Source organism: Variovorax sp. HW608 (genome assembly GCF_900090195.1).
Taxonomy (GTDB): Bacteria; Pseudomonadota; Gammaproteobacteria; order Burkholderiales; family Burkholderiaceae_C; genus Variovorax.
Genome location: NZ_LT607803.1, coordinates 6,876,041 through 6,899,679 on the forward strand (window position 1 = coordinate 6,876,041; position 23,639 = coordinate 6,899,679).

25 protein-coding genes are annotated in these 23,639 nt (G+C 66.4%); 14 read left to right on the plus strand and 11 right to left on the minus strand.

What is annotated here, in order from left to right; all coding sequences use genetic code 11:
* The first annotated feature begins 1 nt into the window (after window position 1).
* From fliI to VAR608DRAFT_RS32705, 13 genes are all read left to right on the plus strand, one after another.
* A complete protein-coding gene (fliI, locus tag VAR608DRAFT_RS32645; RefSeq protein WP_088959101.1) occupies window positions 2–1,423 on the plus strand; it encodes a flagellar protein export ATPase FliI in 1,422 nt (473 codons plus the stop codon).
* 17 nt (window positions 1,424–1,440) lie between these two features.
* A complete protein-coding gene (gene fliJ / locus VAR608DRAFT_RS32650; RefSeq protein ID WP_088957842.1) occupies window positions 1,441–1,896 on the plus strand; it encodes a flagellar export protein FliJ in 456 nt (151 codons plus the stop codon).
* Window positions 1,897–1,911: 15 nt separating this feature from the next.
* Complete coding sequence (locus tag VAR608DRAFT_RS32655) at window positions 1,912–3,270, plus strand: flagellar hook-length control protein FliK (protein ID WP_088957843.1); 1,359 nt, start codon at window positions 1,912–1,914, stop codon at window positions 3,268–3,270.
* A 107-nt stretch (window positions 3,271–3,377) separates the two neighbouring features.
* Window positions 3,378–3,878, plus strand: a complete 501-nt coding sequence (gene fliL, locus VAR608DRAFT_RS32660) for a flagellar basal body-associated protein FliL (protein ID WP_088957844.1) — start codon at window positions 3,378–3,380, stop codon at window positions 3,876–3,878.
* Between the two features lie 21 nt (window positions 3,879–3,899).
* Window positions 3,900–4,901, plus strand: coding sequence for a flagellar motor switch protein FliM (gene fliM / locus VAR608DRAFT_RS32665; protein WP_088957845.1), 1,002 nt, complete (start codon window positions 3,900–3,902; stop codon window positions 4,899–4,901).
* Window positions 4,894–5,331: a flagellar motor switch protein FliN gene (fliN, locus tag VAR608DRAFT_RS32670; protein ID WP_088957846.1), complete on the plus strand. Its 438-nt coding sequence runs from the start codon at window positions 4,894–4,896 to the stop codon at window positions 5,329–5,331. Before fliM ends, fliN begins: the two co-directional genes overlap by 8 nt.
* Window positions 5,328–5,816, plus strand: a complete 489-nt coding sequence (gene fliO, locus VAR608DRAFT_RS32675) for a flagellar biosynthetic protein FliO (protein WP_088957847.1) — start codon at window positions 5,328–5,330, stop codon at window positions 5,814–5,816. Before fliN ends, fliO begins: the two co-directional genes overlap by 4 nt.
* A gap of 53 nt (window positions 5,817–5,869) precedes the next feature.
* Entirely contained in the window at window positions 5,870–6,571 is a 702-nt protein-coding gene (fliP, locus tag VAR608DRAFT_RS32680; protein ID WP_231973621.1) for a flagellar type III secretion system pore protein FliP, read from the plus strand.
* Window positions 6,572–6,581: 10 nt separating this feature from the next.
* Window positions 6,582–6,851 (plus strand): flagellar biosynthesis protein FliQ, encoded by a 270-nt coding sequence (fliQ, locus tag VAR608DRAFT_RS32685; RefSeq protein WP_088957849.1) that lies wholly within the window; start codon window positions 6,582–6,584, stop codon window positions 6,849–6,851.
* A 29-nt stretch (window positions 6,852–6,880) separates the two neighbouring features.
* Entirely contained in the window at window positions 6,881–7,672 is a 792-nt protein-coding gene (gene fliR / locus VAR608DRAFT_RS32690) for a flagellar biosynthetic protein FliR (protein ID WP_088957850.1), read from the plus strand.
* Between the two features lie 78 nt (window positions 7,673–7,750).
* On the plus strand, window positions 7,751–8,263 hold the full coding sequence (locus VAR608DRAFT_RS32695) for a hypothetical protein (protein ID WP_088957851.1): 513 nt from the start codon (window positions 7,751–7,753) through the stop codon (window positions 8,261–8,263).
* Window positions 8,264–8,319: 56 nt separating this feature from the next.
* Window positions 8,320–9,450 carry an IS630 family transposase gene (locus VAR608DRAFT_RS32700; protein WP_088957050.1) on the plus strand — a complete coding sequence of 377 codons (1,131 nt, stop codon included), beginning with the start codon at window positions 8,320–8,322 and terminating at the stop codon, window positions 9,448–9,450.
* Complete coding sequence (locus VAR608DRAFT_RS32705; protein WP_157731132.1) at window positions 9,416–9,715, plus strand: hypothetical protein; 300 nt, start codon at window positions 9,416–9,418, stop codon at window positions 9,713–9,715. Before VAR608DRAFT_RS32700 ends, VAR608DRAFT_RS32705 begins: the two co-directional genes overlap by 35 nt.
* Before the next feature lie 56 nt (window positions 9,716–9,771).
* Here the strand turns inward: VAR608DRAFT_RS32705 and VAR608DRAFT_RS32710 are convergent, their stop codons facing one another.
* The 10 genes from VAR608DRAFT_RS32710 to VAR608DRAFT_RS32755 form a co-directional block, all read right to left on the minus strand.
* Window positions 9,772–11,424 (minus strand): Na/Pi cotransporter family protein, encoded by a 1,653-nt coding sequence (locus tag VAR608DRAFT_RS32710; protein WP_231973043.1) that lies wholly within the window; start codon window positions 11,422–11,424, stop codon window positions 9,772–9,774.
* A 92-nt stretch (window positions 11,425–11,516) separates the two neighbouring features.
* Window positions 11,517–12,845 (minus strand): DUF5666 domain-containing protein, encoded by a 1,329-nt coding sequence (locus tag VAR608DRAFT_RS32715; protein WP_088957852.1) that lies wholly within the window; start codon window positions 12,843–12,845, stop codon window positions 11,517–11,519.
* Window positions 12,842–13,663 (minus strand): DUF6502 family protein, encoded by an 822-nt coding sequence (locus VAR608DRAFT_RS32720; RefSeq protein ID WP_088957853.1) that lies wholly within the window; start codon window positions 13,661–13,663, stop codon window positions 12,842–12,844. Before VAR608DRAFT_RS32720 ends, VAR608DRAFT_RS32715 begins: the two co-directional genes overlap by 4 nt.
* Window positions 13,656–13,982, minus strand: coding sequence for a hypothetical protein (locus VAR608DRAFT_RS38175; protein ID WP_231973044.1), 327 nt, complete (start codon window positions 13,980–13,982; stop codon window positions 13,656–13,658). The genes VAR608DRAFT_RS32720 and VAR608DRAFT_RS38175 overlap by 8 nt, the downstream gene beginning before the upstream one ends.
* A 63-nt stretch (window positions 13,983–14,045) precedes the next feature.
* Entirely contained in the window at window positions 14,046–17,246 is a 3,201-nt protein-coding gene (locus VAR608DRAFT_RS32730; RefSeq protein ID WP_231973622.1) for a pilus assembly protein, read from the minus strand.
* A 188-nt stretch (window positions 17,247–17,434) separates the two neighbouring features.
* The gene (locus VAR608DRAFT_RS32735) at window positions 17,435–18,004 is read right to left on the minus strand and encodes a PilX N-terminal domain-containing pilus assembly protein (RefSeq protein ID WP_157731178.1); all 570 of its coding nucleotides are present in this window, start codon (window positions 18,002–18,004) and stop codon (window positions 17,435–17,437) included.
* Window positions 18,004–19,143 (minus strand): PilW family protein, encoded by a 1,140-nt coding sequence (locus VAR608DRAFT_RS32740; protein ID WP_157731179.1) that lies wholly within the window; start codon window positions 19,141–19,143, stop codon window positions 18,004–18,006. The genes VAR608DRAFT_RS32735 and VAR608DRAFT_RS32740 overlap by 1 nt, the downstream gene beginning before the upstream one ends.
* An 11-nt stretch (window positions 19,144–19,154) precedes the next feature.
* Window positions 19,155–19,832 (minus strand): type IV pilus modification protein PilV, encoded by a 678-nt coding sequence (gene pilV / locus VAR608DRAFT_RS32745; RefSeq protein WP_231973045.1) that lies wholly within the window; start codon window positions 19,830–19,832, stop codon window positions 19,155–19,157.
* Window positions 19,823–20,392, minus strand: a complete 570-nt coding sequence (locus VAR608DRAFT_RS32750) for a GspH/FimT family pseudopilin (RefSeq protein WP_197700438.1) — start codon at window positions 20,390–20,392, stop codon at window positions 19,823–19,825. Before VAR608DRAFT_RS32750 ends, pilV begins: the two co-directional genes overlap by 10 nt.
* Window positions 20,383–20,790, minus strand: a complete 408-nt coding sequence (locus VAR608DRAFT_RS32755; protein WP_088957857.1) for a type IV pilin protein — start codon at window positions 20,788–20,790, stop codon at window positions 20,383–20,385. The genes VAR608DRAFT_RS32750 and VAR608DRAFT_RS32755 overlap by 10 nt, the downstream gene beginning before the upstream one ends.
* A gap of 235 nt (window positions 20,791–21,025) precedes the next feature.
* Here VAR608DRAFT_RS32755 and VAR608DRAFT_RS32760 point away from each other — a divergent pair, with 235 nt between their 5' ends.
* Entirely contained in the window at window positions 21,026–22,423 is a 1,398-nt protein-coding gene (locus tag VAR608DRAFT_RS32760) for an esterase-like activity of phytase family protein (protein ID WP_088957858.1), read from the plus strand.
* Here the strand turns inward: VAR608DRAFT_RS32760 and flgL are convergent.
* A complete protein-coding gene (gene flgL / locus VAR608DRAFT_RS32765) occupies window positions 22,411–23,622 on the minus strand; it encodes a flagellar hook-associated protein FlgL (protein ID WP_088957859.1) in 1,212 nt (403 codons plus the stop codon). The two genes, VAR608DRAFT_RS32760 and flgL, sit on opposite strands and share 13 nt — an antisense overlap.
* Between the last annotated feature and the right edge of the window lie 17 nt (window positions 23,623–23,639).

Genomic DNA, 23,639 nt, shown 5'->3' on the forward strand with positions numbered 1-23,639 from the left:
GATGATCATCGCCACGCCCCCCGCTTCGGCCGACCGCCATCTGCAATCCTGGCTCGACACGCTCGCGCGCGCCCGCCATGACGTGCGCCGTGCGCCCATGAGCGTGCAGTCGGGCCGCCTCACGCGCGCGGTGGGCCTCGTGCTCGAAGCCGTCGGCCTCCAACTGCCGGTGGGCAGTGACTGCCTCGTCGAGCTGCCGCCCGGCCATGCGCAGCGCTATGCCGAAGCCGAAGTGGTCGGCTTCGCGGGCGACAAGCTCTTCCTGATGCCGCAGAGCGAAGTGTCCGGCCTCTTGCCGGGCGCGCGCGTGGTCCCGCGCCACGGCAGCGCCGGTTCGGCCCTGGCCGGCGAAGGCCACGCCAAGCGGCTGCCGGTCGGCGAAGGCATGCTCGGCCGCGTGGTCGATGCGGCCGGACGGCCGCTCGACGGGCTCGGCCCGCTCGACATCAGCCGCAAGGTGCCGCTGTCGTCGCCGCCGATGAACCCGCTCACGCGCGCGCCGATCGATTCGGTCCTCGACGTCGGCGTGCGCGCGATCAACGCCATGCTCACCGTCGGCCGCGGCCAGCGCATGGGCCTGTTCGCAGGCTCCGGCGTGGGCAAGAGCGTGCTGCTCGGCATGATGGCGCGCTACACCAGCGCCGAAGTGATCGTGGTCGGCCTGATCGGCGAACGCGGCCGCGAAGTGAAGGACTTCATCGAGAACACGCTCGGCGAGGAAGGCCTGGCGCGCGCGGTCGTCGTCGCCGCGCCCGCCGACAACTCGCCGCTGCTGCGCCTGCAGGGCGCGGCCTATGCCACCTGCCTGGCCGAGTATTTCCGCGACCAGGGCAAGGCCGTGCTGCTCATCATGGATTCGCTCACGCGCTATGCCATGGCGCAGCGCGAAATCGCGCTCGCGGTGGGTGAGCCGCCCGCCACCAAGGGCTATCCGCCCTCGGTGTTCGCGAAGCTGCCGGCGCTGGTGGAACGCGCCGGCAACGGTGCACGCGATGCCAACGGACACGGCGGATCGATCACCGCGTTCTACACCGTGCTCTCCGAAGGCGACGACCAGCAGGACCCGATCGCCGATTCGGCGCGCGCGATCCTCGACGGCCACGTGGTGCTGTCGCGCTCGCTCGCCGAGGCCGGCCACTATCCGGCGATCGACATCGAGGCGTCGATCAGCCGCGCGATGACCGCGCTGATCCCGCCCTCGCAGTTCGACGTGGTGCGCCGCTTCAAGCAGATGCTCTCGCGCTACCAGCGCAACCGGGACCTCATCAGCGTCGGCGCGTACGCCCCCGGGCACGACACGCAGCTCGACCAGGCGATCGCGATGTATCCGCGCATCGAGGCCTTCCTCCAGCAGGCCATGGAGGAGCGCACCGACTACGCGGCGTCGATCGCGCGCATGACCAAGCTCTTCGAAGCCGGCTGACCCAGGAAGGAACGACCATGCCCCAGCGACTCCCCCTCGAAATGCTGTCCGACCTCGCCCGCACGCAGACCGACGAGTCCGCCAAGCGGCTCGGCATGCTGCAGAACGCGCAGCTCAGCGCCAGCCAGAAACTCGAGATGCTGATGAAGTACCGGCAGGACTACGTCCAGCAGCTGCAGGCGCTGATGAGCGAGGGCCTTGCCACCGCCAAGCTGCGCAACTACCAGGCCTTCCTGGCCACGCTCGACGGCGCCATCGAGCAGCAGCGCGCCATCGTCGCGCAGGCGCTGACGCGGCTGGACCACGGCCGCGACGACTGGCGCAACAACAAGCGCCGCCTCAATTCCTTCGACACGCTCGCCGAGCGCATGCGTCGTCAGGAACTGATGGCGCAGGCCAAGCGCGAGCAGCGCGACAGCGACGAGCGCGCGACGCGCAAATTCTTCGACCGTGCCGCCAACCCGACTTTCTGAAGCATCGGAGCCCCCATGTCCACCGTCATCTCGCCTTCCCTCAACCTGTCGGGTCTGCAGGGCGCAGCCTCCGGTTCGCGCGGCCGCAATGCCGAAGAGCCCGAAGGCCGCAGCTTCGGCGCCGCGCTCGAGCGCTCGCGTGCGGCCAGCGCGCAAGACGCGCAGCAAACCGCCGAGGCGTCCGGCACTGAGCCGCTTGCGGGCCGCAAGACCACACGCGCCGCAGACAAGAAGAGCGAGCTCAGCGCGGACGACGTCATGGCGCTCCTCGCGCCGCTTCCGGCGCCCGTCGTGCCTGGGGCCGCGCAGGGCAAGCCGACGCCCGAGCCGGCGTCGAAGGGCGGTGCCGGGGCGACCGTCGATGGACTCGCCGCCGGCGCGGCATCGGGCGTCTTGCAGGAACAGGCATCGGCCCTCGCCGACGGCGCACCGCAGACGGCAGCCGATCGAGCCGCTGCGAAGACCGCGCGCGCCGCCGACAGCGCTGACTGCGCCGACCACGACGCCCATGCCGAGGCGCCGGTGGCAGAGCAGCGGGACGACGCCGCCCTGCCGCTCGCGACCGCCGCTGCCGCCGCGGCGACAGCTTCGAAGGACGCAAGCGCCAAAGCCGCCGTGCCGGCGCCCACGCCAGCCGCTGCTGGGACCCTGGATGCCAAAACATTCGCCGCCGTGAAAGCGCAAGCCGCCTCCGATACCACCGCCACGGCGACGAGCGCGGACGAGTCCGCCGTCGCACCGCAAGCCGCTGCAGCCATCGAAACCGCGAAGGCCGACACACCGGCCGCGAAGCCCGACACCGCATCGATCGGGCCGGCCGCCGCACCCGATGCCCAGGCCCTGGCGGCCCTGCAGGCCAATGCCGCGCCCGCCGCCGACCGCGCCGCCGCGCCCGCGCAGTCCACGCCGGCGCTGACGGTCGCGCCGCAGGTCGGCAGCACCGAGTGGGGTCCGGCCATCGGCCACCAGATGATCCGCATGAGCGCCAGCGGCCATCAGGTGGCCGAGCTCAACCTGAATCCGGCCAATCTCGGCCCGCTCAAGGTCACGCTGACGATGGGCGACAACCAGGCGCAGGCGATGTTCGTCTCGGCGCACGAGTCGGTGCGCAAGGCCGTCGAAGCCGCGCTGCCACAACTCCGCACCACGCTGGCCGAGCAGGGCATCAACCTCGGCCAGACCTCGGTCGGCGCGGAAGCCCGCCAGCCGAACGGCGGCAGCGCCTTCGCCGAGCAGAACCCGCAGCGCCCGCAGGGCCTGCCGAACTATCCGGGATCGGGCCGCGCCGACAACACTGCCGCACAGCCGGTGGCTGCAGCGCCTTCGGCATCCACCTTGCGCCGCGCCACGGCCGGCCTCGACACCTTCGCGTGAACAGCTTCCAGCAATGAACGGATCTGAAGCGCTTTTCCACGCTTGATCAGCCGTTCGCCTGCAGGGGAGTTCGCAAAGAATAGACCGAACTTTTACCTCGCTTCAACATGGCTACTTCATCTCCCGTCGCCACCGCCACCGCCGCCGCCGCGCCAGCCGCAGCGCCCCGCTCGTCGAAGTTCATGATCGGCCTGATGCTCGGCGTCGCCGTGCTCGTCGCCGGCGCGGCCGGCTACACGTACTTCCAGCACAAGTCGGCGGGCGCCCCGGCCGAAGCCGCGAAGCCCGTGCCCGAGAAGCCGATCTTCGTCACGCTCGAACCGATGACGGTCAACCTCCAGGCCGAGGGCCGCAAGTACCTGCACGTCGGCATCTCGCTCAAGATGAAGGACGAGGCCTCGAAGGCACAGATCGTCGAGTTCATGCCCGAGCTGCGCAGCCGCGCGCTGCTGCTGCTGTCGAACCGCGCGCCCGACACGCTCATGTCCACCGAGGACAAGACCCGGATTGCCGAGGAAGTCCGCAGCGAACTCAACCGCCCGCTCAACGACACCCTGCCGCCGCAGGGCATCACCGGCGTCTCGTTCAACACCTTCGTGGTGCAGTAAACACCGCGAGGCAAGCGACCCATGGCCTATGAACAGGTCCTCTCGCAGGACGAGGTCGATGCGCTGCTCAATGGCGTCACCGGCGGCAGCGTCGACCAGACATCGAAGCCCGCGCTACCGGCCGACGGCCTGCCGGCCTACGACCTCGGCGCGCCCGACCGCGTGGTGCGCGGCCGCATGCACACGCTGGAGGTCATCAACGACCGCTTCGCGCGCGGCCTGCGCAGCGCGCTCCTGAACTTCATGCGCCGCAGCCCCGACATCTCGGTGGGCCCGGTGCAGATCCAGCAGTACGGCGAGTTCGTGCGCCACCTCCCGGTGCCGGCGAACATCAACATGCTGCACATGAAGCCGCTGCGCGGCACTGCCCTCTTCGTGTTCGATCCGAAGCTGGTGTTCCTCGTGGTGGACAACCTCTTCGGCAGCGACGGCCGCTACCACGTGCGCGTGGAAGGCCGCGACTTCACGCGCACCGAGCAGCGCATCATCAAGCGCCTGCTCGATCTCTCGCTGCAGTGCTACGCCGAGGCGTGGCAGCCGGTGCACCCGCTGGCCTTCGACTACATCCGCGCCGAGATGCACGGCAAGCTCGCGAACATCGTCGCGCCCAACGAGGTGGTGGTGAACACCACGCTGCAGATCGAGTTCGGCCCCCTCGGCGGCTTCCTGCACGTGTGCATCCCCTACTCGATGATCGAGCCGATCCGCGACCTGCTCTCGAACCCCATCCAGGACGAGGTGGAGATCGACAAGCGCTGGGTCAAGCAGATGTCCAAGCAGATGCAGGCCGCCGACGTCGAGCTGACCGCCGACTTCGTGACGATGTCCTCCACCATCGGCGACATCCTCAAGCTCCAGGTCGGCGACGTCCTGCCCATCGACCTGCCGGGCAGCGTCGTCGCCAAGGTCGACGGCGTTCCGGTGATGGAGTGCGGCTACGGCATCTCGAACGAGCGCTACGCCCTGCGCGTGCAAAACATGATCACCCACCAAGACAGCGATTCGAAGAACGACCATGACTGACAACACTTCTCCCGCCAGCGAAGCCGACGACTGGGCCGCCGCACTGGCCGAGCAGACCGCAGCCAGCGCGCCCGCGGCATCGCCCGAGCCGGCGCCCGCACCCGCGGCGTCGCAGGTCTTTCAGCAGATCCAGGAAACGGCTTCGGTCGCGGCCGGCGTCACCGCGCTCGACATCGCCCGCGTGATGGAAGTGCCGGTGCAACTCACTGCCGAGATCGGCCGCACGCGCATCACCATCAAGAACCTGCTCCAGCTTTCGCAGGGCTCGGTCGTCGAGCTCGACGGGCTGGCGGGCCAGCCGCTGGACGTCCTGATCAACGGCTACCTGATCGCGCAGGGCGAAGTGGTGGTGGTGAACGAGAAGTACGGCATCCGGCTGACCGACATCGTCACCCCCTCCGAACGCATGCAGAAGCTCTCCCGCGCATGAACCTCCTTCCACGACGGCCGCGCGCCGTCCACCTGCTGGCGTCGGCGATCGCGCTTGCCGCGCTGCCGGTGCACGCCGTGCTGCCCACGGTGCCGTCGCACAGCGCTGCCGAGGCCGCGCCGGTGGTCGGTGCGGGCGGGCTGCTGCAGGCCGGGTTCGGCATGGTGGTGGTGCTGGGCCTGATCTTTCTGTGTGCTTGGCTTGCGCGGCGCTTCGGGCTGCAGCGTTTCGGCGGCGGCAACGTGGTGAAGGTGGTGTCGAGCTCGAATGTCGGCCAGCGCGAGCGTGTCGTGGTGGTCGAAGTGAGCGGCACCTGGCTGGTGCTCGGCGTCACGCCGAGCCAGATCAACACGCTGCACACGCTGCCCGCGCAGGCGGTGCCCCAGGCACCTGCCGCCGCCAGCACGGCGGCGCCCAAACCCATCGACCTCTTCGCGCAGAAGCTGCGCGAATCCATCACCGGCAAGACCCGCCCGGCTCCATGATGCCCAAGCTTTTCCGCCGAAGCCTTCGGGGCGGCGTGGTGCTGCTCGCGGCCATGCTGCCGCTGGCGGCCTGGACGCAGGGCCTGCCGGGCCTGACCAGCACGCCCGGCCCCGGCGGCAGCCAGACCTGGTCGCTCAGCGTGCAGACGCTGGTGATGCTGACCTCGATCACCTTCCTGCCCGCGCTGCTGCTGTCGATGACCAGCTTCACGCGCATCCTGATCGTGCTGGGCCTGTTGCGCACCGCGATCGGCACGCAGGCCTCGCCGCCCAACCAGATCCTGGTCGGGCTGTCGCTCTTCCTCACCTTCTTCGTGATGTCGCCGGTGTTCGACAAGGCCTACAGCGACGCCTACAAGCCTTTCTCGGACAACAAGATCAGCGCCGAGAAGGCGCTGGAGCGCGGCATCGAGCCCTTCAAGACCTTCATGCTGCGGCAGACGCGCGAGAACGACCTCGCGCTGTTCGCCAGGCTCGCCAAAGCGGCGGAGATGCAGGGGCCCGAGGAAGTGCCGCTGCGCATCCTGCTGCCGGCCTTCGTCATCAGCGAGCTGAAGACCGCCTTCCAGATCGGCTTCACCATCTTCATCCCGTTCCTCATCATCGACATGGTGGTCGCGAGCGTGCTGATGTCGATGGGGATGATGATGGTGCCGCCCGCGAGCATCGCGCTGCCCTTCAAGCTGATGCTCTTCGTGCTGGCCGACGGCTGGCAGCTGCTGATTGGCGCGCTCGCCCAGAGCTTCTTCACCTGACGAGACCACAATGACCCCCGAATCCGTCATGACCATCGGCAGCCAGGCCATCCAGGTGTCGCTGCTGCTCGGTGCGCCGCTGCTGCTGGTGGCGCTCGTGATCGGCCTCGTCATCAGCATCTTCCAGGCGGCCACGCAGATCAACGAGGCGACGCTCTCCTTCATCCCGAAGCTGGTCGCGATCTTCCTCACGCTGATCCTTGCCGGGCCGTGGATGCTCGAGAAGATGCTCGACTACATCCGCGCGCTCTTCATGAGCATTCCGCAGCTCGTGGGTTAGGGCGTGTTCACACTAAGGCCTCTTCACTGATGCCGCAGGTCTTCTCGGTCACCTCCGCGCAGCTCACCGCGTGGCTGGTGGCCTTCCTCTGGCCTTTCGTGCGCATGCTGGCGCTGGTCAGCACCGCGCCGGTCTTCGGCGAAGCGACCGTGCCCAAGCAGGTCAAGGTCGGCTTCGCTGCCTTGTTCGCGATTCTTCTCTCCCCCGTGCTCGGGCCGATGCCCGACGTGCCGGTCGTCTCGGCCGGCGGCGGGTGGATCATCATCCAGCAGGTGCTGATCGGCGCCGCGATGGGCTTCACCATGAAGCTGGTCTTCGCCGCGGTGCTCGCGGCGGGCGAGTACATCGGCCTGCAGATGGGCCTGTCGTTCGCGTCCTTCTTCGACCCGATGAGCGGCGGCGCCACCATGGTGGTCGCGCGCTTGCTCAACATGCTCGCGATGTTGATCTTCATCGCGGTCGACGGCCACCTGATGATGATCGCCGCGCTGGCCGAGAGCTTCCAGGCGCTGCCGATCTCGGATGCGGCGCTCAACGCCAACGGCTGGATGGTCCTCGCCGCCGGCGGTGCACAGATCTTCGCGAGCGGGCTGATGCTGTCGCTGCCGCTCGTCACCGCATTGCTCACGCTCAACCTCGCGATGGGCATCCTGAACCGCGCCTCGCCGCAGTTCAGCATCTTCGCGGTCGGATTCCCGCTGACGCTGCTCGCGGGCATCGGGATGCTGCAACTGCTGATGCCGCACCTGGGGTCGATGCTCGCGCCGCGCTTCGATGCGGGGATCGAGGCGATGGTGCGGCTGGTGCAGGGCCTCCGGTAGCTTGCCGGGGCAAGCACCGATTGAATGGCTCGCAGAATGGCCTAGATTCCTGTCGTGTCGAGTCTGTAGGGGGTTCGCATGCGACCGCTTCCGGTCTTCACCGCCGCATTCACCATCGTCACCAGCGGGCTTGCCTCATGCGCTGATGCTCAAAACGCGCAGACGACCGCAGGCGCCCGTGAGGATCTGGTGGTCGACATCCGTCTTGCCGGCAGCCGCATCAATGCAGGCAAGATCGCCTGGGCCCATCTCATCGGACTCGGGGAGCAGACTGCCGTGTCGGTCACGGCCGCCGGCGTTCCACCGCAGGTGAGCCGGCCGGTCCATCTCTACACCTACATCTATGAGGGCGCGTGCGGCGCTTTGTCAGAGCGCCCCGCCCATTCGCTCAACGCGATCGTCTTGGCCCGCTCAACGGGCCCTGCAGGCCGCATCGGGCCGCCCTACACGGTCGAGAACACCGCCAGGGTCCGCCTGGCAACCCTTCGGGCGACACCGCATGCGCTCGTGATCCGGAGCGCGCCCGCCGACGGCAACCTGGACCTCTTCTGCGGCGACATTGCGGTCTCGTCGGCAAGCAGCCCGCGCTAGTACAACATCCCTTAAATAGCTTTCTTAAAGATAGAGTCTGAGATAAGCTTCAAGGCATGGGTCGAGGACGTCGAGCACAGCCTATCAAGCTATCGCGAGAAGAGCGTAAGTCGCTGGAGGCTCTGACCCGGCGCGCAACGGCCGAGCAACGCCATGTGATGCGAGCGCAGATCGCGCTGAGGGCCCACCGAGGCGAGACGACCGCCTCGATTGCTCAGGCGCTTGGCGTATCCGCACAGACCGTGTCGCATTGGCGCTCGCGGCTGGCCCGCAAGGGCGTTCAAGGACTGCAGGAGGTGCCCCGTCCTGGTCGCCCCCGGCGTATCGGTGAGACGCAACGACTGGAACTGCTGGCCCTGGCCTGCGAGCCGGCCGAACCGCACGGACGGGCGACACCCACGCTGGACGAGTTGGTGGATCGTGCCGTCCAGCGAGGCGTGGTCCAGCAGATCAGCCGCAGCCATCTGCAACGCATTCTGCAAGCGGGCGACCTGCGCCCGCACCGCGTGCGGCAGTGGCTGCACAGCCCCGACCCGCAATTCCGGGAGAAGGTCAACGAGATCTGCGCTCTGTACCGCCGGGCCCCCAAGGGGTCGGTCGTGCTTTCCATCGACGAGAAGACCGGAATCCAGGCCATCGAGCGCAAGCACGCGGACCGCGAGCCCCGGCCCGGTCGAGCGCGTCGGCGCGAGTTCGAGTACATCCGTCATGGCACGCAGGCCCTCATTGCCGCGCTGGACGTGCACACGGGGCGCGTCATCGGCAGTTGCTCGGATCGACGCACGCAGGCCGATCTCCTGGCCTTCATGGAGCAAGTCGCCATGGCCTACCCCAAGGGTCGCATCCACATCGTGTGGGACAACCTCAACACCCACCGTGCGCAGGCCGTGTGGGATGATTTCAATGCCCGCCACGATCAGCGCTTCGTCTTTCACTTCACGCCCCTGCATGCGAGCTGGGTCAATCAGATCGAACTGCTGTTTGGGATCTACTCGCGTCGCGTCCTGCGCCACGCCAGCCATACCTCCATTGGGCACCTGCGCCAGCGCACCGAAGCCTTCCTTGCGCAACGCAACCGGGCGCCCAAGCCGTTCAGTTGGACATTCGCCGGCTTTGAGCTTCAAATTGGCGAACCCTTGAGGTTCAACAACGATGCCAACCCACGACGCCCAAAGAAGGGCCGCTGAGCTTCAGCGCCAACTCGCCACCCTGACCGGCCACAACCAGGCCAGCGTGCGCCCCTATGGAAAGCATCTGCTCATCCAGATGCGCCGCGAGGACGACGTGGTGGACACCGTTGCGCGCATCACCGAACTTGCCCGCAACGCCTACTCATCCGCGTTTCGCAGCCACACCGGTCGCTGGGAGCCACTGCCGGGCACCGGAACGCTCGCCGAAACCGCAGAGCTGGTCGTCACTCTGCTGGCACCTTACCTTGATCCAAATACTTAAACCTATTTCAGGGATGCTGTACTAGTCTCCCGCCGGGCGTCCGGCCGGCGAACGGGCTACAGGCCCTGCTCCCTCACCGTCTTGGCAATCCGCCGGGAGAAACGCGCGATCTGCCTGATCGCCTCGATCAGGTCCGTGGCCCGACGGAAATCGAGCACGTCGGACTTTTCGTCCAGCCTGAGCTTGTCGAGCACGCTCTTGCGTGCCGCGGCGGCCAGGGTATCGATCTCTGCTTTCGGCGTGCTGGCGGCCGGCGCGCCCTCCGTGTCCCGGTGGATCATGCCGATCACCTGCTCGAAATTGCCGACGACGGCGTCCACGAACCGGGTGGCGTGCTCGTCGCGCAGGCGGGTCAGGTCGGCGCCCTCTTCCATCCTTTGCTGGCGACCGATGATCAGGTTGCTCGTGACCACGTCGCGGATACCGTCCAGACTGGCGGTGACCTGCGTCAGGCCGACCATCTTCCGGCCCTCGTCCTCGGAATGCTCCACCTGCGACAGGCGGCCGATGTAGTGCAGGATCGATGACGTCAGCCGGTCGATTTCCTTGTCTTCCTCGAGCAGGGTCTGAAGGTCCTGCGGCTTCGCTTCCGCGCCGGCTGCCAGCCCGGCCTTGACCCCCCGCAGGATCATCCCGCCGAGCCGGTCCACCTCCAGGTAGACCTTCTCGAGCCCGAGGGATGCCGCCGCCAGCGAGGCGTCGTCGAGGTAGATCGGTTCGCCTTCGCTCGTCGGCTCGTGACGCGCCGGAACGAGCCACCGGGCGAAGCTCGCCATCGGCGCGACGAACCAGATCAGGATCAGTGTGCTCCCGACGCTGAAGATCGTGTGCGTGTTGGCCACCTGGCGCGGCGTCTCGGCCGCGAGACGGGCGACGCCTTCGAGCTCGGGCGAGGACGGCGAGATGGCCCTCACGAGATCGGCGAACTGCGGAATGACGAAGACGAAGAACAGCACGCCCAGGACGTTGAACAGCAGATGCACGATGCCGACCTGCAGCGCCTCGGGCGGCCTTCCGATGGCAGCCAGCAGCGCCGTTCCGCAGGTACCGACGTTGGCGCCGAGGATCAGGGCGATCCCGGCTTCGAGGGGCATGAGCCCCTGCCCCGCCAGCGCGATGATGACCGCCAGCGTCGCCGCGGAGCTCTGCACGATCGCCGTGAACACCGCGCCCGCCACGATGCCAAGGAGCGGCCCCTTCATGTCCTGCATGGCGTCGATGAAGGGCTGGTAGGTGCGCAGGGGGTGGGTTGCATCGCTCATGAACTGGATGCCCAGAAAGAGCATGCCGAACCCGAGCACGACGCCGCCGAGCTGCCGGATCAAGGCGCGGCTCGCGAACGCATGACAGAGAAAGCCGACCGCCAGCATGAACGGCGCGAGTGCCGACACGTTGAAGGCGATGATCTGCGCGGTCACGGTCGAGCCGATGTTGGCCCCCATGATCATGGGCACCGACTGGGCGAGCGTCATGAGTCCGGCCGAGACGAACCCAACCATCAGCACGGTGGTGATCGTGGACGAGTTCAGGATCGCGGTGACCATGGCGCCGGCCAGCACGCCCCGGAACCGGTTGGCGGTCATCCTGCCCAGCATCACCTGCAGCTTCGGTCCGGCGATCGTCTTGAGCCCGTCCGTCATCAGCTCGAGGCCGAAGAGAAAGAGCGCGAGACCACCCAGCAGCGAACCCAGCATCGGGATGAGCTTCAAGCCTGAATCCTCCAACGTACAGCGCAGGGAGAGGATTGTGCAAGGCTCGAGGCGCAGGTCAAGCGCAGGTCAAGCCTCGGGGTGTTCGCCTTCTAGTTGAAACTCACCTGGTCGGCCATCAGGGCGCCGTTCACGATCCGGGTGCCCACCACCGTCACGTTGACGCTGTTTGCCAACGCGGCCCGCGTCCCGTTCACGAACAGGACGCCGGGGCCGCTGGCATCCACCAGCTGTCCGCGCACGCGGAAACTCGCGGGCGAGACATAGTTGCCGACGCTTCCGATGAGCGTGTACGAGGGCAATGCGCCGGCGCCCGGGATATGCCTGATCTTGAGTTCGGACGCGACGAGCACGCCATTGACGAGCGTTCCGCCAACCTGCACCTTGACGTCATTGTTGATCTTGCTGGAGGTGCCGCCGGTGACCTGGGCCCCCGAGGCATCGACGGATTGCCCCAGGACCTGGAAGGCACCCAAGGACGTGTAATTCGTGATCACGCCTTCCAGGTGAACCGGCAGCCCGTTCACCGTGGGGATCGGATACCACGCTTCGACCTGCGTCGCGGTGAGCAGCCCCGGCGTCGTCTGGGCATCGGCGCGGACGCGCACGATCATTCCGTTCGCCAGGCCGCCGGACAGGTTGGCTGAACCGTAGGCAACGGTCAGGTTGCCCAGCATGAAAGTGCCGCTCGCCGAATCAAGCTGCTGGACGGTACCCGTGACGATGGGTGCCGGGTTCGAGACCTGCTGCTGGACGCGCGTCGCGCTCAGCACGCCGGGACTTGCCGGCAGGCCCCAGACCTGAACGTTCGAACCGACCGTGAGGCTCGCCACGCCCGGAAGATCGGCCCACACGGTGGCGTCATCGAGGATCACCTGGGTACCCATGACCACGAAGCTGCCTGCGGCCGGATCGACAGAAGTGACGGGCCCGCGAAGCTCAGCCGCCGATGTCAGGCGCGTGGCGACGCCATTGCTGAACGAAGCATCGACCGGGCCGGTGACGGCGATCGACATCCCGATCTGCAACTCGGTCGCGTCGCTGAGACTCAGGGTCGCGTTGTCGACGTTGTAGCGCAGGCCATTGACGATGATGCTCCCCATGCCATCGACCGCGCCGACGCTGGTCGCTGCGTCGGCCGTGCTGATGCCGGTCCCGCCGGAGCCGACGCCCGAGCCGTCGCCGCTCGAGGCGGTGGTCGTCGATCCGCTGTCCGAACTCGTGCTGCTGCCGGTGTCGGCGCCACCCGTTGCTTCGAGGGTTGTGCTGCCGGCGGAGGCGATCGTGGATGTCGTGCTGCCCGTCCCGGCCGATGCGGCGGAACTCGCCGCACCACTGCCGCTGTCGCCACCGCCGCCGCATGAAAGCAGCAAGGCCAACAGCAAAGGCGACAAGCCGCGGAGCAAGTTTCTGATGTTCATGATTCGCCGTCGCCAGTGCCTGACGGCTTCACGGCGCTTTCGAAATACGTGTAGATACCGACGCGGATTCTGCCCAAGGGCGAATCGCCTGCTGTATCGACAGCATGGGTCATCTTGTCGACAAGTTCGTGATGGAGCGTGCTCCAGCGCTGGCGGACGAGTTCGTGAATGCTTTCGCAGTCCTCGATGGCCACGCCGTTCGCGTAGACCGAGCGTTCCAGCATGGGGGGCCGTTCGCCGAGGATGTTCGATACCGCCGCGAGCAGGTGGTCGCGGGAATTGTCTCCGAGGAATGCGAGCATCGACCGAAGATCTTGCGCGGGAACGAAGGCGTCGGCTTTGAGCTCGACGTGGCCGTCGACCTCGTCCACCATCTCGAGCCGCACCAGTTCATCGAGGATGGCACGGTGATGCACATTGCCGCGGCTGCCTTCCCTGGCGAGCTTTTCGAATGACGGTGTTCCCGCGTCGCCCATGATGGGCAGCCGCCGGTATGCAGGGTCGTCCGATAAGAACTGGAGCCAGAGGGTGACTGTCTTCGCTGCCGGCGAGACATCCGTGTTCGGTAGCGGGTCGGCCGTCTCCCGCACTTTGGCGGTCACTGCCTTGCGATTCAGCCCGGTCGTGACCGACAACTGGCTGATGTTTGGCGCCTTCACGCCCTGGGCACGCCACAGGCGATGGGCTTCGTCCAGAAGCAGGTCGCGCAGCAACTCTTCCAGGTGAGGATGCTTGAGCCCCATGGCCAATGCCAGCCTGATCACCGGACGCATGATGCGTGCGCAGGCGGCCTGGGCCCAGGCAAGTCGGTTATCCATGGCGGGGTGGCATATCTGCTCGGCGGGTGCTGTCGCGCAGGCGCCAATGTAACAAACGCGTCATATTGAATCCACGACGTGCAACACAGCCGTGGACACAGCGCTGGCGAAAAAATCGCAATTGATGACCGCCGCCCGTGAGTGCAGCACGCCGCCATGCACCAAGCCGCACACGCGCGGCATGCCGCGCGATGGCTGCGCGCTCGGTCTCCTGCAGCGTGGTGACAACCGCGATGTCATTCAGGTCCAGCCCGTCGAAGGGCTCGAGCAGCGCGATTTGCTCGCGCTCGGGCAGCGGCGGCGGTGGTGCGCCGCTCAACGGGCGACCGCCTTCTTCGTGCAAGGGTACCGGACGATGGTCCAAGCCGACGCCCTGCACCAGCTACCGGTCAATATCGTGATTCCAGTAGGTGCGCTTCTTCTTCGTCGTGGGCGGCGGCAAGGTTTGGGCGCCCAGAGGCGAACCACTGTCCGGCCCGGAGCCCCCGCCGGCACCGATAAGGGCTGGAAGGGTCCTGTTCTTGGTCTTGGTCGGATCAGTGGGGTCGGGCACCTTGACCGTCACCAGAACGAAAACCGGGCTCGGCGGCAAGCCGCCGCCGTTGAACACCTGAGGCGTGTCGTCTCCGGTCAGGAAATTGAACTGGTGCCCCCGCGCGATGCCGAGATTGTTGGTGCAGGAATTGGTCGGGGCCACCGGCTGGTTCGTGCCGACGTAGGTGATGCCGCCGACCGTCGTGGGCGCATTCACGCTCTTCTCGCCCGGACTCGTGAGGGATTTGTAGTAGCCCGCCAGGGTGCCGTCATAGGCCACGGTCGTTGCATTGAACAAGGCGCTCGGCGCCACATCGGCAGTGGCCGAAGTTGCGTCGACCACGGTCGTCCAGCCCGTGCTGTCGGGGCCGATGATCGTGTCCTTGATCATGTAAAAGCGATTCACGACCGAAGTGGCGGCCGCTCCCAGCAGCGGATGCTCGCGGTCGCCGGTGGCGGCCATCACGGCGTCGAAAGTCTTCGTCAGCACCACGTCGGGCGGGAACAGGAACTTGCGATGCGTGGTTCCCGTTCCGCCGAGGGATGCCAGCTTCGTGATGGTCCAGGTATTGAACGCACCCGTGCCGGTCGGCTCCAGGTTGACGCGCCAGATGTTGCCCCCCGTATCGGCTGCATACAGCCGGTCGGTCTTGCCATCGGCGCCAATGCGATCAACGAGGGCGATGTCGGCCGCGAACGGAAAGGTCATTCCCGCGTTGACGGAACAGACCGTCGCGCCGACGCAGGTGTTGACGGGCCCGGCCTGCCACAAGGGCGCCCCGGTGAAAGCATCCAGCACGAAAATGCCCCGGCCCATCGTCGCAGCCGTCGGGGACTGGAGCAACGGGAAGTTGGCGTCGTAGTCTTCGCTCTTGTCGTAGCCGGCGCCGAAGATCAGCACCGGGTTCGCCTGCGCCTTGATCCGGGTCACCTTGGGCAGCGACCAGGTCTGGCCGAGTTCGGTGAAGCCGGCGTCGCAACCGACGTTGTCGGTGAGGTTCGGGCAACCCTTCTTCCATAGGAATGCGGGCCTTGTCGGGTCGGTGACGTCGAGCGCATAGATCATCCGCCCGCCGCGCCGTGCCGACAGGAACAGGTAGGTCTTCGTGCTGTCCTGGTAGACGGTGGTCGAACCGTCGAAGAAGTAGTCCTTGGGTGTCGCGGTCGTATCCACCGTGGTCGAGAGCTTCACGGTCGGGCTGTTGTCGCGCAGGCGCTTCAGCTTGCCCTGGAACTCCGGCGCGATAAAGCCCCACAACTCTCCGCCCGGAGGGATGCCGCCGATCGAGCAGGTCGTGCTCACCGTGCAACCGCCCATCGGCTGCGGCGATGTGTTGGTCGCCGGGGGCTGGTTCCCGTTGATCGCGTGAAACACGCCGTCGTTGGCGCCGTAGAACACCACCACGCCGATCGCGGCGCCGTAGTTGACCACCGCCGGCCGCGAGTGCAGCACGTCGCCGTGAATCGACGGCCGGATATTGATGGGGGTGCTAAGTGCGGGGGTGATGGAGAGGCCGGGCCCTTGTTCGTCGCCGGCGTTGTCTTCGCCGCGCACCCAGTTGATCAAGGTCGTGCCGAGGCTCGAATTCAGGGTCGTGTTCGTCGTCGCAAACAGCGTTGTCGACAAGGCGCCCGCCGCGCACGTCCCATTGCAGGTGTACAGATTGCGCGGATTCTTCGCATTGCCAGGCGTCTTCGTATAGTCGTTCTGGAGATTGGCGATCCGAAGCTGCTGAGCGACGCCGCCCTTCTCGACGAGATTGCCGTCGGGCGAGTCGTAGCCACCGCCCGCACCCTGCGCCTTCGGGTTGCTGACCCAGAAACCGCCAATGGAATCGGGCAACTGGGTTGCGTCTTTCGCGGTCCAGAAGCTGACGGTATCAGAGCCGAAGAAGCCGGTCGATGAACTGAGCGCCTGCTGCGCGGATTGCCCCGCCACCATCGGGGTCCAGGTCCAGGCCGCACCGCCCATATACAGCGACGGTCCGACCTGGGGGTTGCTCGTGTCGACCCCGAACTGATACTGCTTCAGGTTTCCCCACCAGCGCGGCAGGCCGGAGGCATCCGGGCGGAAGGTGGCCACATACACCTGGTTCAGATAGACGCCCTGCAGATTCGCGCTCACCGGCAGGGCCGGCGACGAGAACACGCTGTTGACATCCTGAATCTCGTCGAAGACCTTGCCCAGATCCGTGGCCAGCGCGTTCGGATCGGTGCCCGCGGGGTAGTACTTGCCGCCGCCATAGGTCGACGTCGCCTTGATGTACAGCTCCATCGTACTGGTGATGGTCGTGCCGGAAGCGGCCGTATCGCCCGTGCCGATCGAATAGGTCACGATGCTCTGCAGCCCGGACGCACTCGAGTTGGCATCGAAGCCGAACATGAAGCGTGCCCATTCGATGCCATAGCCCGCCTCCGGCTTGTTTGGAACCGGCGTGAGAAAATTCGTGCCTTGTGCTTGCGTGATGGTCTTGGCGGCCACCGCGTTGGTGACCGATGCGGTCAGCGGTACCAGTTCGCTGGGGTTGTTCCATTCAAGCGCGTGTGAGGCATTCGCCTTCACGCCGCTGAGAAAGATCGCGTAGTTGTGCTGGCAGCCGGTCGTGGCGCTCGTACCCGTGTAAGTCGTGCCCGAAAGGATGCCCTTGCCAGTGTTTCCGGTTCCGTCGTTGCCGCCGGTGAAGTAGGCCCAGGTTTCCTGAAACGCGGCACCCTGGCGGGCCTTGCCTGTCACCTTCGTCAGCGCCTTGACGGCGAGGATGTAGGCCTGCCGGTTCGTGGTGCCGGCCGGGACGCTCATGCTGCCCTTGTACGCCTTGTCGTCGATCGGCGTCAGGGCGATCAGTAGCCCGCTCATGTCAACCAGCCCGACGTTGAGCGCGGCGCTGCCGTCGGGCTGCGTCGCCACCTTATGGATGAAGTTCGCCAGCGCGCATTGATAGTTGCCCAAGGACTTGCTGTTCTCGGGGCTAGCGGGAGCCGTTCCGTCCCAATAGGTACAAGACCCCATGTCGGCGTCGTTGTTGGCCGTGTCGTCGATGATGACCATCACGTTCGACGTGCCGGTGCTGCTGGCGCCGGTGTAGAGATCGATGTCTTCGGCGCGCCCGCCGACGCCGCACAGCACCAGGCCCGTGCCCAGCACGGACTTCACGAGGTTCGAAATCTTCATCGTTGTTTTCCCTTGCCGCCGAATGCGGCGTTCAGTTCGTCGGGTGAATCGCCGCCGCGCTCAGCTCAGCAAGTGGCGCCGGGGCCGACGCGCACTGCGATGCCCTGGTGTGTGCTGGCCGTGGCGCCGGAGCCGTTGTGATCGGTCGCCGTGACGCTGATGTCCCAATTCGTCTGCGAGCAGATGCTCGCCTGGGTGGTGCCCGACGTCAGGTGGATCGAGCCATCCCCGCCGGGGCCCGACGACGAAGCAAAACACTTCTGGTCGTCCGCGTTTGTGACGTCGAGGTCGAGGCCCTCGAGCGGCTTCACGCCCTTGCAGGTGGGGACCGCAACGGCCATGTCGAAATCGGGGGCGCCGTCGTTGTTGATGTCCACCGTCGCGCTGATGCGGGCCTTGGCTGCGACCGGATCGGCCATGAAATTCTGACTGATCAAGGCCTCCACGGCCTGCTGCGATGCGGCCTCGGCTTCGTGCTGCCGCTGCATGTTTCCGACGATCTTCGAGTTCACGTTGGTGCTTTTGATCGCCGAGACCACGATCAGCGTGAGCAACACCAACAACACCATCGAGACGAGCAGCACAGCGCCCGACTGGTGCTTCGACGACTGCGATCGATTATTCTTCCTGCGCATCATTGCAGCTCCCGTTGTCCCGAGACGTTGTAGAGCCGCGCGACGGCGCTGTAGACGTGGCGCTTGTAGCCGTCGTTGGAGGCCCCGACGGTGCCTGTTGTGGCCTGGCCGTTGCTGTCGACGATGCCGGGGACCGGGAGGCCCATGTCATAGGTGCGCCCGTCTTTCCAGCCGCCGGACTGCTCGGCATTGCGGGCCAGCACATGGATGCGCACAGCCACCACGTTCTGCCAGTTGGCGGCCGCGTTCGTCCAGACGTAGGCCGTCGGCGTGGTCTGCGGACACCTGCTGGGGAGAATTTCCGCGGCCTGCGGACTCGCGGGGTCGCTGACGTAGCACCCCGGCGCGCCGCCGTTGTTCATGTCGATGCCGTAGTCGAACTGCAGGTTTTCGATGCCCTCGACCAGCGGCGTCACGACGTTCGCGCCCCCGCTGTATTCGGCGACTTTGAGCGTCGGCGTCGTATCGGCGCCGGCGCCAGTGCACACATTGCAGTCGGCGACGAAATAGATGCGCTGAATGACCTTGCGCAACGGCGTCTTCGTGACGCAATCCTTTTCGTGCAAGGGGAACGGCCCAGCGTCACCGGCAATCACGAGTTGTGTGGAGTCTGTCGCGGTGTCGGGGCAGTTGGAAAACTGCACGTAGGTTTCGCCCGTCCCGGCTGCGCCGGCTGCCGTGAGCGCGGTGGTGCTGAGCCGCGTGACCATCAGCCTGGCGGTACCGAGCTTGACGTGGCTCAGGCACGCCGGGGTCGCGGCAACACCGTAGACCGACAACGGAATCGAAGAGAGCGCAGGCAAGGTGGCCGACGTGTAGCCTAACGGCGTGTAGTCTGGCGGGGTGACGATCGGGCACGCCGTCGGCACGACCGGAGGAGCAGCGAAGCTCGATTGCGCCTGCGAACCGATGAAGCCGGAGTGCTCGATATCGTCGCTGAGCAGTTGCACCGCGTAGCGGCCGTTCTCGATCTGCCGCGAGGACTTGTCGAGCTCGGTCCGGTTCGTGGTATTCGATACCAGCAGCGTGATCAGGCCGATGACCAGGAACAGGCCCAGCGTTATTGCCACCAGCAGCTCGACCAGCGAAAACCCGAGCGCCGCGGCGCCACGGCAGTGCCTGGCGCGAACTGCGGCCAACGATCGATTCATCATGGTGTCAAGGTTCCGATCTGGATCGTGGTCGTGACGATGCGGTGCAGGGCCTCGTTGCCGTACAGCCCCTTGCCGCAAGGGCCGGGCCGGCCGGCCGCGGTCACGGGAGCCGCCGTGGGGGTCAGGCCCTGCCACGACACAGTGACCAAGTACACGACATCGGCAGCGGCCAGGCCGCTCGCCGTGGGATCGAGGCGGATGACGCAACCGACGGCGCCGATCATCGCGCCGATCTTCGTTCCGTTGACTTCAGCACTGCCCTTGAGCGCCGCATCCCAAAGGCTGAGGTCGGACACCGCCTGGGCGTTCTGCTGCGCGTTGCCCTGGGCGTTGCCCGTGGGGTTTGTACATGCCGGCGTACCCGTATAGCCGACCCCAACCTGCACGCCGGTGGTGGCGTTGGAGTAGCAGTCGGCCACCTTGCGATTGGCGTTGAGCCGATCGGCCATGTCCTGCAGCAAGAGGAGCGCCTGAACCCGCTGGTAGGACTCCATCTCGGCCGCGTTGATGCGCGCGCTGATGCCCGCCAGGCCGAGCAGTCCGAACACCAGGATGACCAGCGTCACCAGGACTTCGATCATCGCGAAGCCGCCGGCAGCGCGCCGTCGGCGCATCCGCGCGGTGGGCATGCGCACGGCCCCGAACGCGAGGAACGCGGGGCGCTTCATGAGCATGGCAAGCATGATCCCGCAGTGGTGAGGGTGGGGGTGGGGTTGTTGAGCGGCGTGCTGCTGGGAACGCCACTCAGGCCGACCGATACGCAACGCATCGCCACCCCTGCAATTACGGGGGCAGGGGGGCAAATGGCGAACTTGGTGCCTGCCGTGGTCGTGCGGCCGTCCTTGCCATAGGTCAGTGTGCCGAGGCTCGCGGAATCCGTGATCGCGACGCCCGCGAACGAATTCTGGGCAAGCAACGTCGTCGGCGTACCGGCGACGACCGTCGACACTGTCCAGCCCGAGGACCAGCCGGAGCCAGACTTGGCGACGTCGACGCTCGTGTTGCGACTGATCGCTTCGCTACGCGCAAGGGTCAGCGCGGCGACCAGATCGAAGGACGCATTCTTGACCCGCTGCGACAGAATGAACTGCCGGAACGACGGTGCCGCCAGCGCGGCAAGAATCGCCACCAGGGTGATCGTGAAGACGAGCTCGATCAGGGTGAATCCGCGCATCGCCCGCGCTGCGGAATCGCCCGCCGCGGGCCGTGGCCGGAGGGTCGACATCACCAGCATGACGTGCCCGTCCCCGAAACCGTCTTCTGGCCTGTCTGGTCAACGGTCAGCGTGCCGCAGGCCGTATCGCGGGACTGCTGCGCATTGATGGGCGTCGCGGTGATCGTGTAGCCCGGCGGCGGCCCGGCCTGCAGGGCGATCGCGATGGTGTAGTTGGGCGACACGTTCGCGGGCGTGGGCCAGTTCGCCTGCCGCACCGAGTCCGAGGCATACTGCCGCGCATCCAGCAGATAGCGCTGCTGCAAGTTGGTGACTTCGAGCATGTACCCCTGCGCCGCCGCCCGATTGGAGCGGACGATGTACGCCGTGTACGACGGATAGGCGATCGCCGCCAGGATGGCAACGATCGCGACCGTCACCATCACCTCGATCAACGTAAACCCGTTTCGCCCGCGCATGAGGTCCCTCCAATTGTTTCTTGCGCCACTCGGCACCCACGTTCATCAATCGACATCTGTGTCAAAACGTGAATATTTGTAAGTGTGAACTTATCACATTTAATTTCCTCTCGAAACCATCCCGACAAGTGGCGCGTTTAGACCGATGAACGGTTGATGGCGCCCACGTGCCGCCGTCATACCGCTGTCATCCAGCCTCATGACGATGCGACTTTTGTTTACAAAAGGAGCTCCCATGGACTGGAGGAAGGGCGTACTCGCCGCCGCTTGCGTTGCCTGCGCACTGGCATCTACCGCGGCTCAAGCCATCGATCTGATCGCCATCGGTACCCTGCCTGGAGACAGCATCGACCATTCAGGCCAGAGCGCGCTGCTCGAGAACGGCGTGCGCGGCGATCTGCTTGGCGGCATCGGGTCGGGCCTGGCCTGGGCCGGGGGCAGCACGTTCCTGGCACTGCCGGACCGCGGCCCCAATGCGGTCGCGTGGAACGCCACCGTCGACAACACGACCAGCTTCATTCCGCGCTTCCACACGCTGCAGCTGCACCTGAAGCGGCAGCCGGATGCGGCCACCGGCCTGCCCTTCACGCTGCAGCCGGTGCTTGCGCAGACCACGCTGCTCTTCAGCCGCGAGCCCCTGCACTACGGCGGCGTGGTGGCCGGCTTCGGGGCCACACCGGCCAGCAACACGCGCGAGCGCTTCTACTTCTCCGGACGCTCGGACAACTTCGACGCCAATACGAGTTCGTCGGATCCGCTGGACGCCCGGCTGGACACGGAGGGCATCCGACTTTCACGCGACGGCAAGAGCGTGTTCATCTCCGACGAGTACGGGCCCTACCTCTACCAGTTCGACCGCCGCACCGGCGAGCGCCTGCGCGTGTTCACACTGCCGGCGATCCTGGCCGTGAGCCACAAGTCGTCGATGGGTGCCAAGGAGATCTCCGGCAATACCACGGGTCGCGTTGCGAACAAGGGGATGGAAGGCCTGGCCATTTCGCCGGACGGCAAGACGCTGTTCGGCTTCATGCAGAGCCCGCTGATCCAGGATGGCGGCGACGGCGGCCGCGCCAACCGCATCATCGCGGTGGATATCCAGACCGGCGCGACCTCGCAGTACGCCTACGACAACTACCTCGCCGACAAGTCCAAGGCCTACAACAGCAGCGAATTGCTGGCGCTCAACGAGCACGAGCTGCTCGTGCTCGAACGCGACGGCAAGGGCCTGGGCGACGACAGCAACGCCGATGTCAAGCGCATCTACAAGATCGACATCCAGGGCGCCGCCGACGTCTCGGCGCTGAGCGGCCAGGCCGCGCTGCTGCAGAAGGCGGTGTCGAAGTCGCTCTTCCTGGATATCGCCGCGACCTTGAAGGCGCACGGCCTGAGCGCGGCGCAGATCCCCGCCAAGCTCGAAGGCATGGCCTTCGGCGAAGACGTGGTGGTCGACGGCGTGGTCCAGCACACCCTGTACGTCGGCAATGACAACGACTTCGTGGCCACCACGCCCGGCGGGCTCGCCAATCCGAACAAGTGGTTCGTCTTCGCGTTCACCGAGGCCGACCTCGGCGGCTCGCCGTTCGTCAACCAGCGCCTGCGGGACGATGACCGGGGCGAGGATCAGGACAGGTAGTTGAACAACGCGATCGAGTTCAGCTTCGCGAACGTCATCTGCGTGGCCTGCAGCGAGGTCTGCCGCTGGTAGAACTCGGAGATGGCCGCCGTCGGGTCGAGGTCCTGGATGTCCGACAGGTAGCTCTTGTCGAGCAGGTCGCGCGAGTCGCCGCTGGTCTTGAGCGAATCGAGCTCGGACATGCGCGAGCCCACCGACGAAAGCACCGTCAGCACGTTGTCGTGCGCGTTCGTGATCTTGACGTTGGCGGTGCTCAACGCGTTCTGCAGGTTCGCCTGCGCGGTGACGCCGCCGCCGGTGAGCGGCGTCTTGAGCGCGGTGACCAGCGCGCCGATCGAAGCGAAGATGTCCGTGCCGCCGTTCTTGGCCGTCTTGACGTTGAAGGTGTCGCCATTGGCCGGCGTGCCGGTGATGCTGATCTGCAGGCCGCCGAAGCCGATGGGCGTGCCGGCGCTGTAGGTGCCGGTGGCGGCGACGACCGGCGGCGTATCGTTGGTGGCGACGGTGTAGTTGCCGCCGGCGAAGCTGATCTGGAAGTCCTTGCCGTAGTTGGGATCGGTCGCGTCGGTGATGCCGACGCTGCCGAAGACGCCCGTCCCGGTGTTGCTGCCGCTCGACGCGACATAGCCCGCCCCGCCCTGCACCGACTGGAACACGGTGCGGCCGTCGTCCCCGGTGGACATCTGGCGCGCCACGTCCACCTGCATGAGCCGCTGGCCCTGGTCGCCGATGTACTGCACGCCGCCGCCCGCCTGCTGCACGAAGGGCGCGCTCGCGCTCTTGTAGCCCGCGAAGAGGAACTGGCCGTTGCCGTCGTCCGAGTTGGCGATGCCGACGAGCTGGTCGAGGTTGCTTTGCACCGCGGTGGCGAGCGCGGCACGGTCGGCGTCCGAGAGCGTGCCGTTGCCGGCCTGCACGGTCAGCGTCTTGAGGTTCTGCAGGATGCTGGTCGCGCTGTCGAGCGCGGTCTCCTCGCGCGAGAGCGACAGCGTCGCGCGGTCGCGGCTGGCCGCGTACTGCGACGATTCGGCCAGCGACTCGCTGACGCCGAGGGCGCGCGCGGCGCCCACCGGATCGTCGCCGGCGGTCAGGAACTTGGTGCCCGCCGACAGCTTCTGCTGGACACTCAACAGGTTCTGCTGCTGCAGGCCCATGGCTTTGACGTTCTGCTCGTAGAAAGAACTGGTGCTGATGCGCATCACGGCTCCTTGAATCT

Coding starts and splice junctions, on each gene's coding strand:
- fliI (WP_088959101.1), top strand. CDS start 2: ATGATCATCGCCACGCCCCCCGCTTCGGCCGACCGCCATCTGCAATCC.
- fliJ (WP_088957842.1), top strand. CDS start 1,441: ATGCCCCAGCGACTCCCCCTCGAAATGCTGTCCGACCTCGCCCGCACG.
- VAR608DRAFT_RS32655 (WP_088957843.1), top strand. CDS start 1,912: ATGTCCACCGTCATCTCGCCTTCCCTCAACCTGTCGGGTCTGCAGGGC.
- fliL (WP_088957844.1), top strand. CDS start 3,378: ATGGCTACTTCATCTCCCGTCGCCACCGCCACCGCCGCCGCCGCGCCA.
- fliM (WP_088957845.1), top strand. CDS start 3,900: ATGGCCTATGAACAGGTCCTCTCGCAGGACGAGGTCGATGCGCTGCTC.
- fliN (WP_088957846.1), top strand. CDS start 4,894: ATGACTGACAACACTTCTCCCGCCAGCGAAGCCGACGACTGGGCCGCC.
- fliO (WP_088957847.1), top strand. CDS start 5,328: ATGAACCTCCTTCCACGACGGCCGCGCGCCGTCCACCTGCTGGCGTCG.
- fliP (WP_231973621.1), top strand. CDS start 5,870: ATGCTGCCGCTGGCGGCCTGGACGCAGGGCCTGCCGGGCCTGACCAGC.
- fliQ (WP_088957849.1), top strand. CDS start 6,582: ATGACCCCCGAATCCGTCATGACCATCGGCAGCCAGGCCATCCAGGTG.
- fliR (WP_088957850.1), top strand. CDS start 6,881: ATGCCGCAGGTCTTCTCGGTCACCTCCGCGCAGCTCACCGCGTGGCTG.
- VAR608DRAFT_RS32695 (WP_088957851.1), top strand. CDS start 7,751: ATGCGACCGCTTCCGGTCTTCACCGCCGCATTCACCATCGTCACCAGC.
- VAR608DRAFT_RS32700 (WP_088957050.1), top strand. CDS start 8,320: ATGGGTCGAGGACGTCGAGCACAGCCTATCAAGCTATCGCGAGAAGAG.
- VAR608DRAFT_RS32705 (WP_157731132.1), top strand. CDS start 9,416: ATGCCAACCCACGACGCCCAAAGAAGGGCCGCTGAGCTTCAGCGCCAA.
- VAR608DRAFT_RS32715 (WP_088957852.1), bottom strand. CDS start 12,845: ATGAACATCAGAAACTTGCTCCGCGGCTTGTCGCCTTTGCTGTTGGCC.
- VAR608DRAFT_RS32720 (WP_088957853.1), bottom strand. CDS start 13,663: ATGGATAACCGACTTGCCTGGGCCCAGGCCGCCTGCGCACGCATCATG.
- VAR608DRAFT_RS32730 (WP_231973622.1), bottom strand. CDS start 17,246: ATGGTCATCATCGACGACACGGCCAACAACGACGCCGACATGGGGTCT.
- VAR608DRAFT_RS32735 (WP_157731178.1), bottom strand. CDS start 18,004: ATGCGCAGGAAGAATAATCGATCGCAGTCGTCGAAGCACCAGTCGGGC.
- pilV (WP_231973045.1), bottom strand. CDS start 19,832: ATGCTCATGAAGCGCCCCGCGTTCCTCGCGTTCGGGGCCGTGCGCATG.
- VAR608DRAFT_RS32750 (WP_197700438.1), bottom strand. CDS start 20,392: ATGCTGGTGATGTCGACCCTCCGGCCACGGCCCGCGGCGGGCGATTCC.
- VAR608DRAFT_RS32755 (WP_088957857.1), bottom strand. CDS start 20,790: ATGCGCGGGCGAAACGGGTTTACGTTGATCGAGGTGATGGTGACGGTC.
- VAR608DRAFT_RS32760 (WP_088957858.1), top strand. CDS start 21,026: ATGGACTGGAGGAAGGGCGTACTCGCCGCCGCTTGCGTTGCCTGCGCA.
- flgL (WP_088957859.1), bottom strand. CDS start 23,622: ATGCGCATCAGCACCAGTTCTTTCTACGAGCAGAACGTCAAAGCCATG.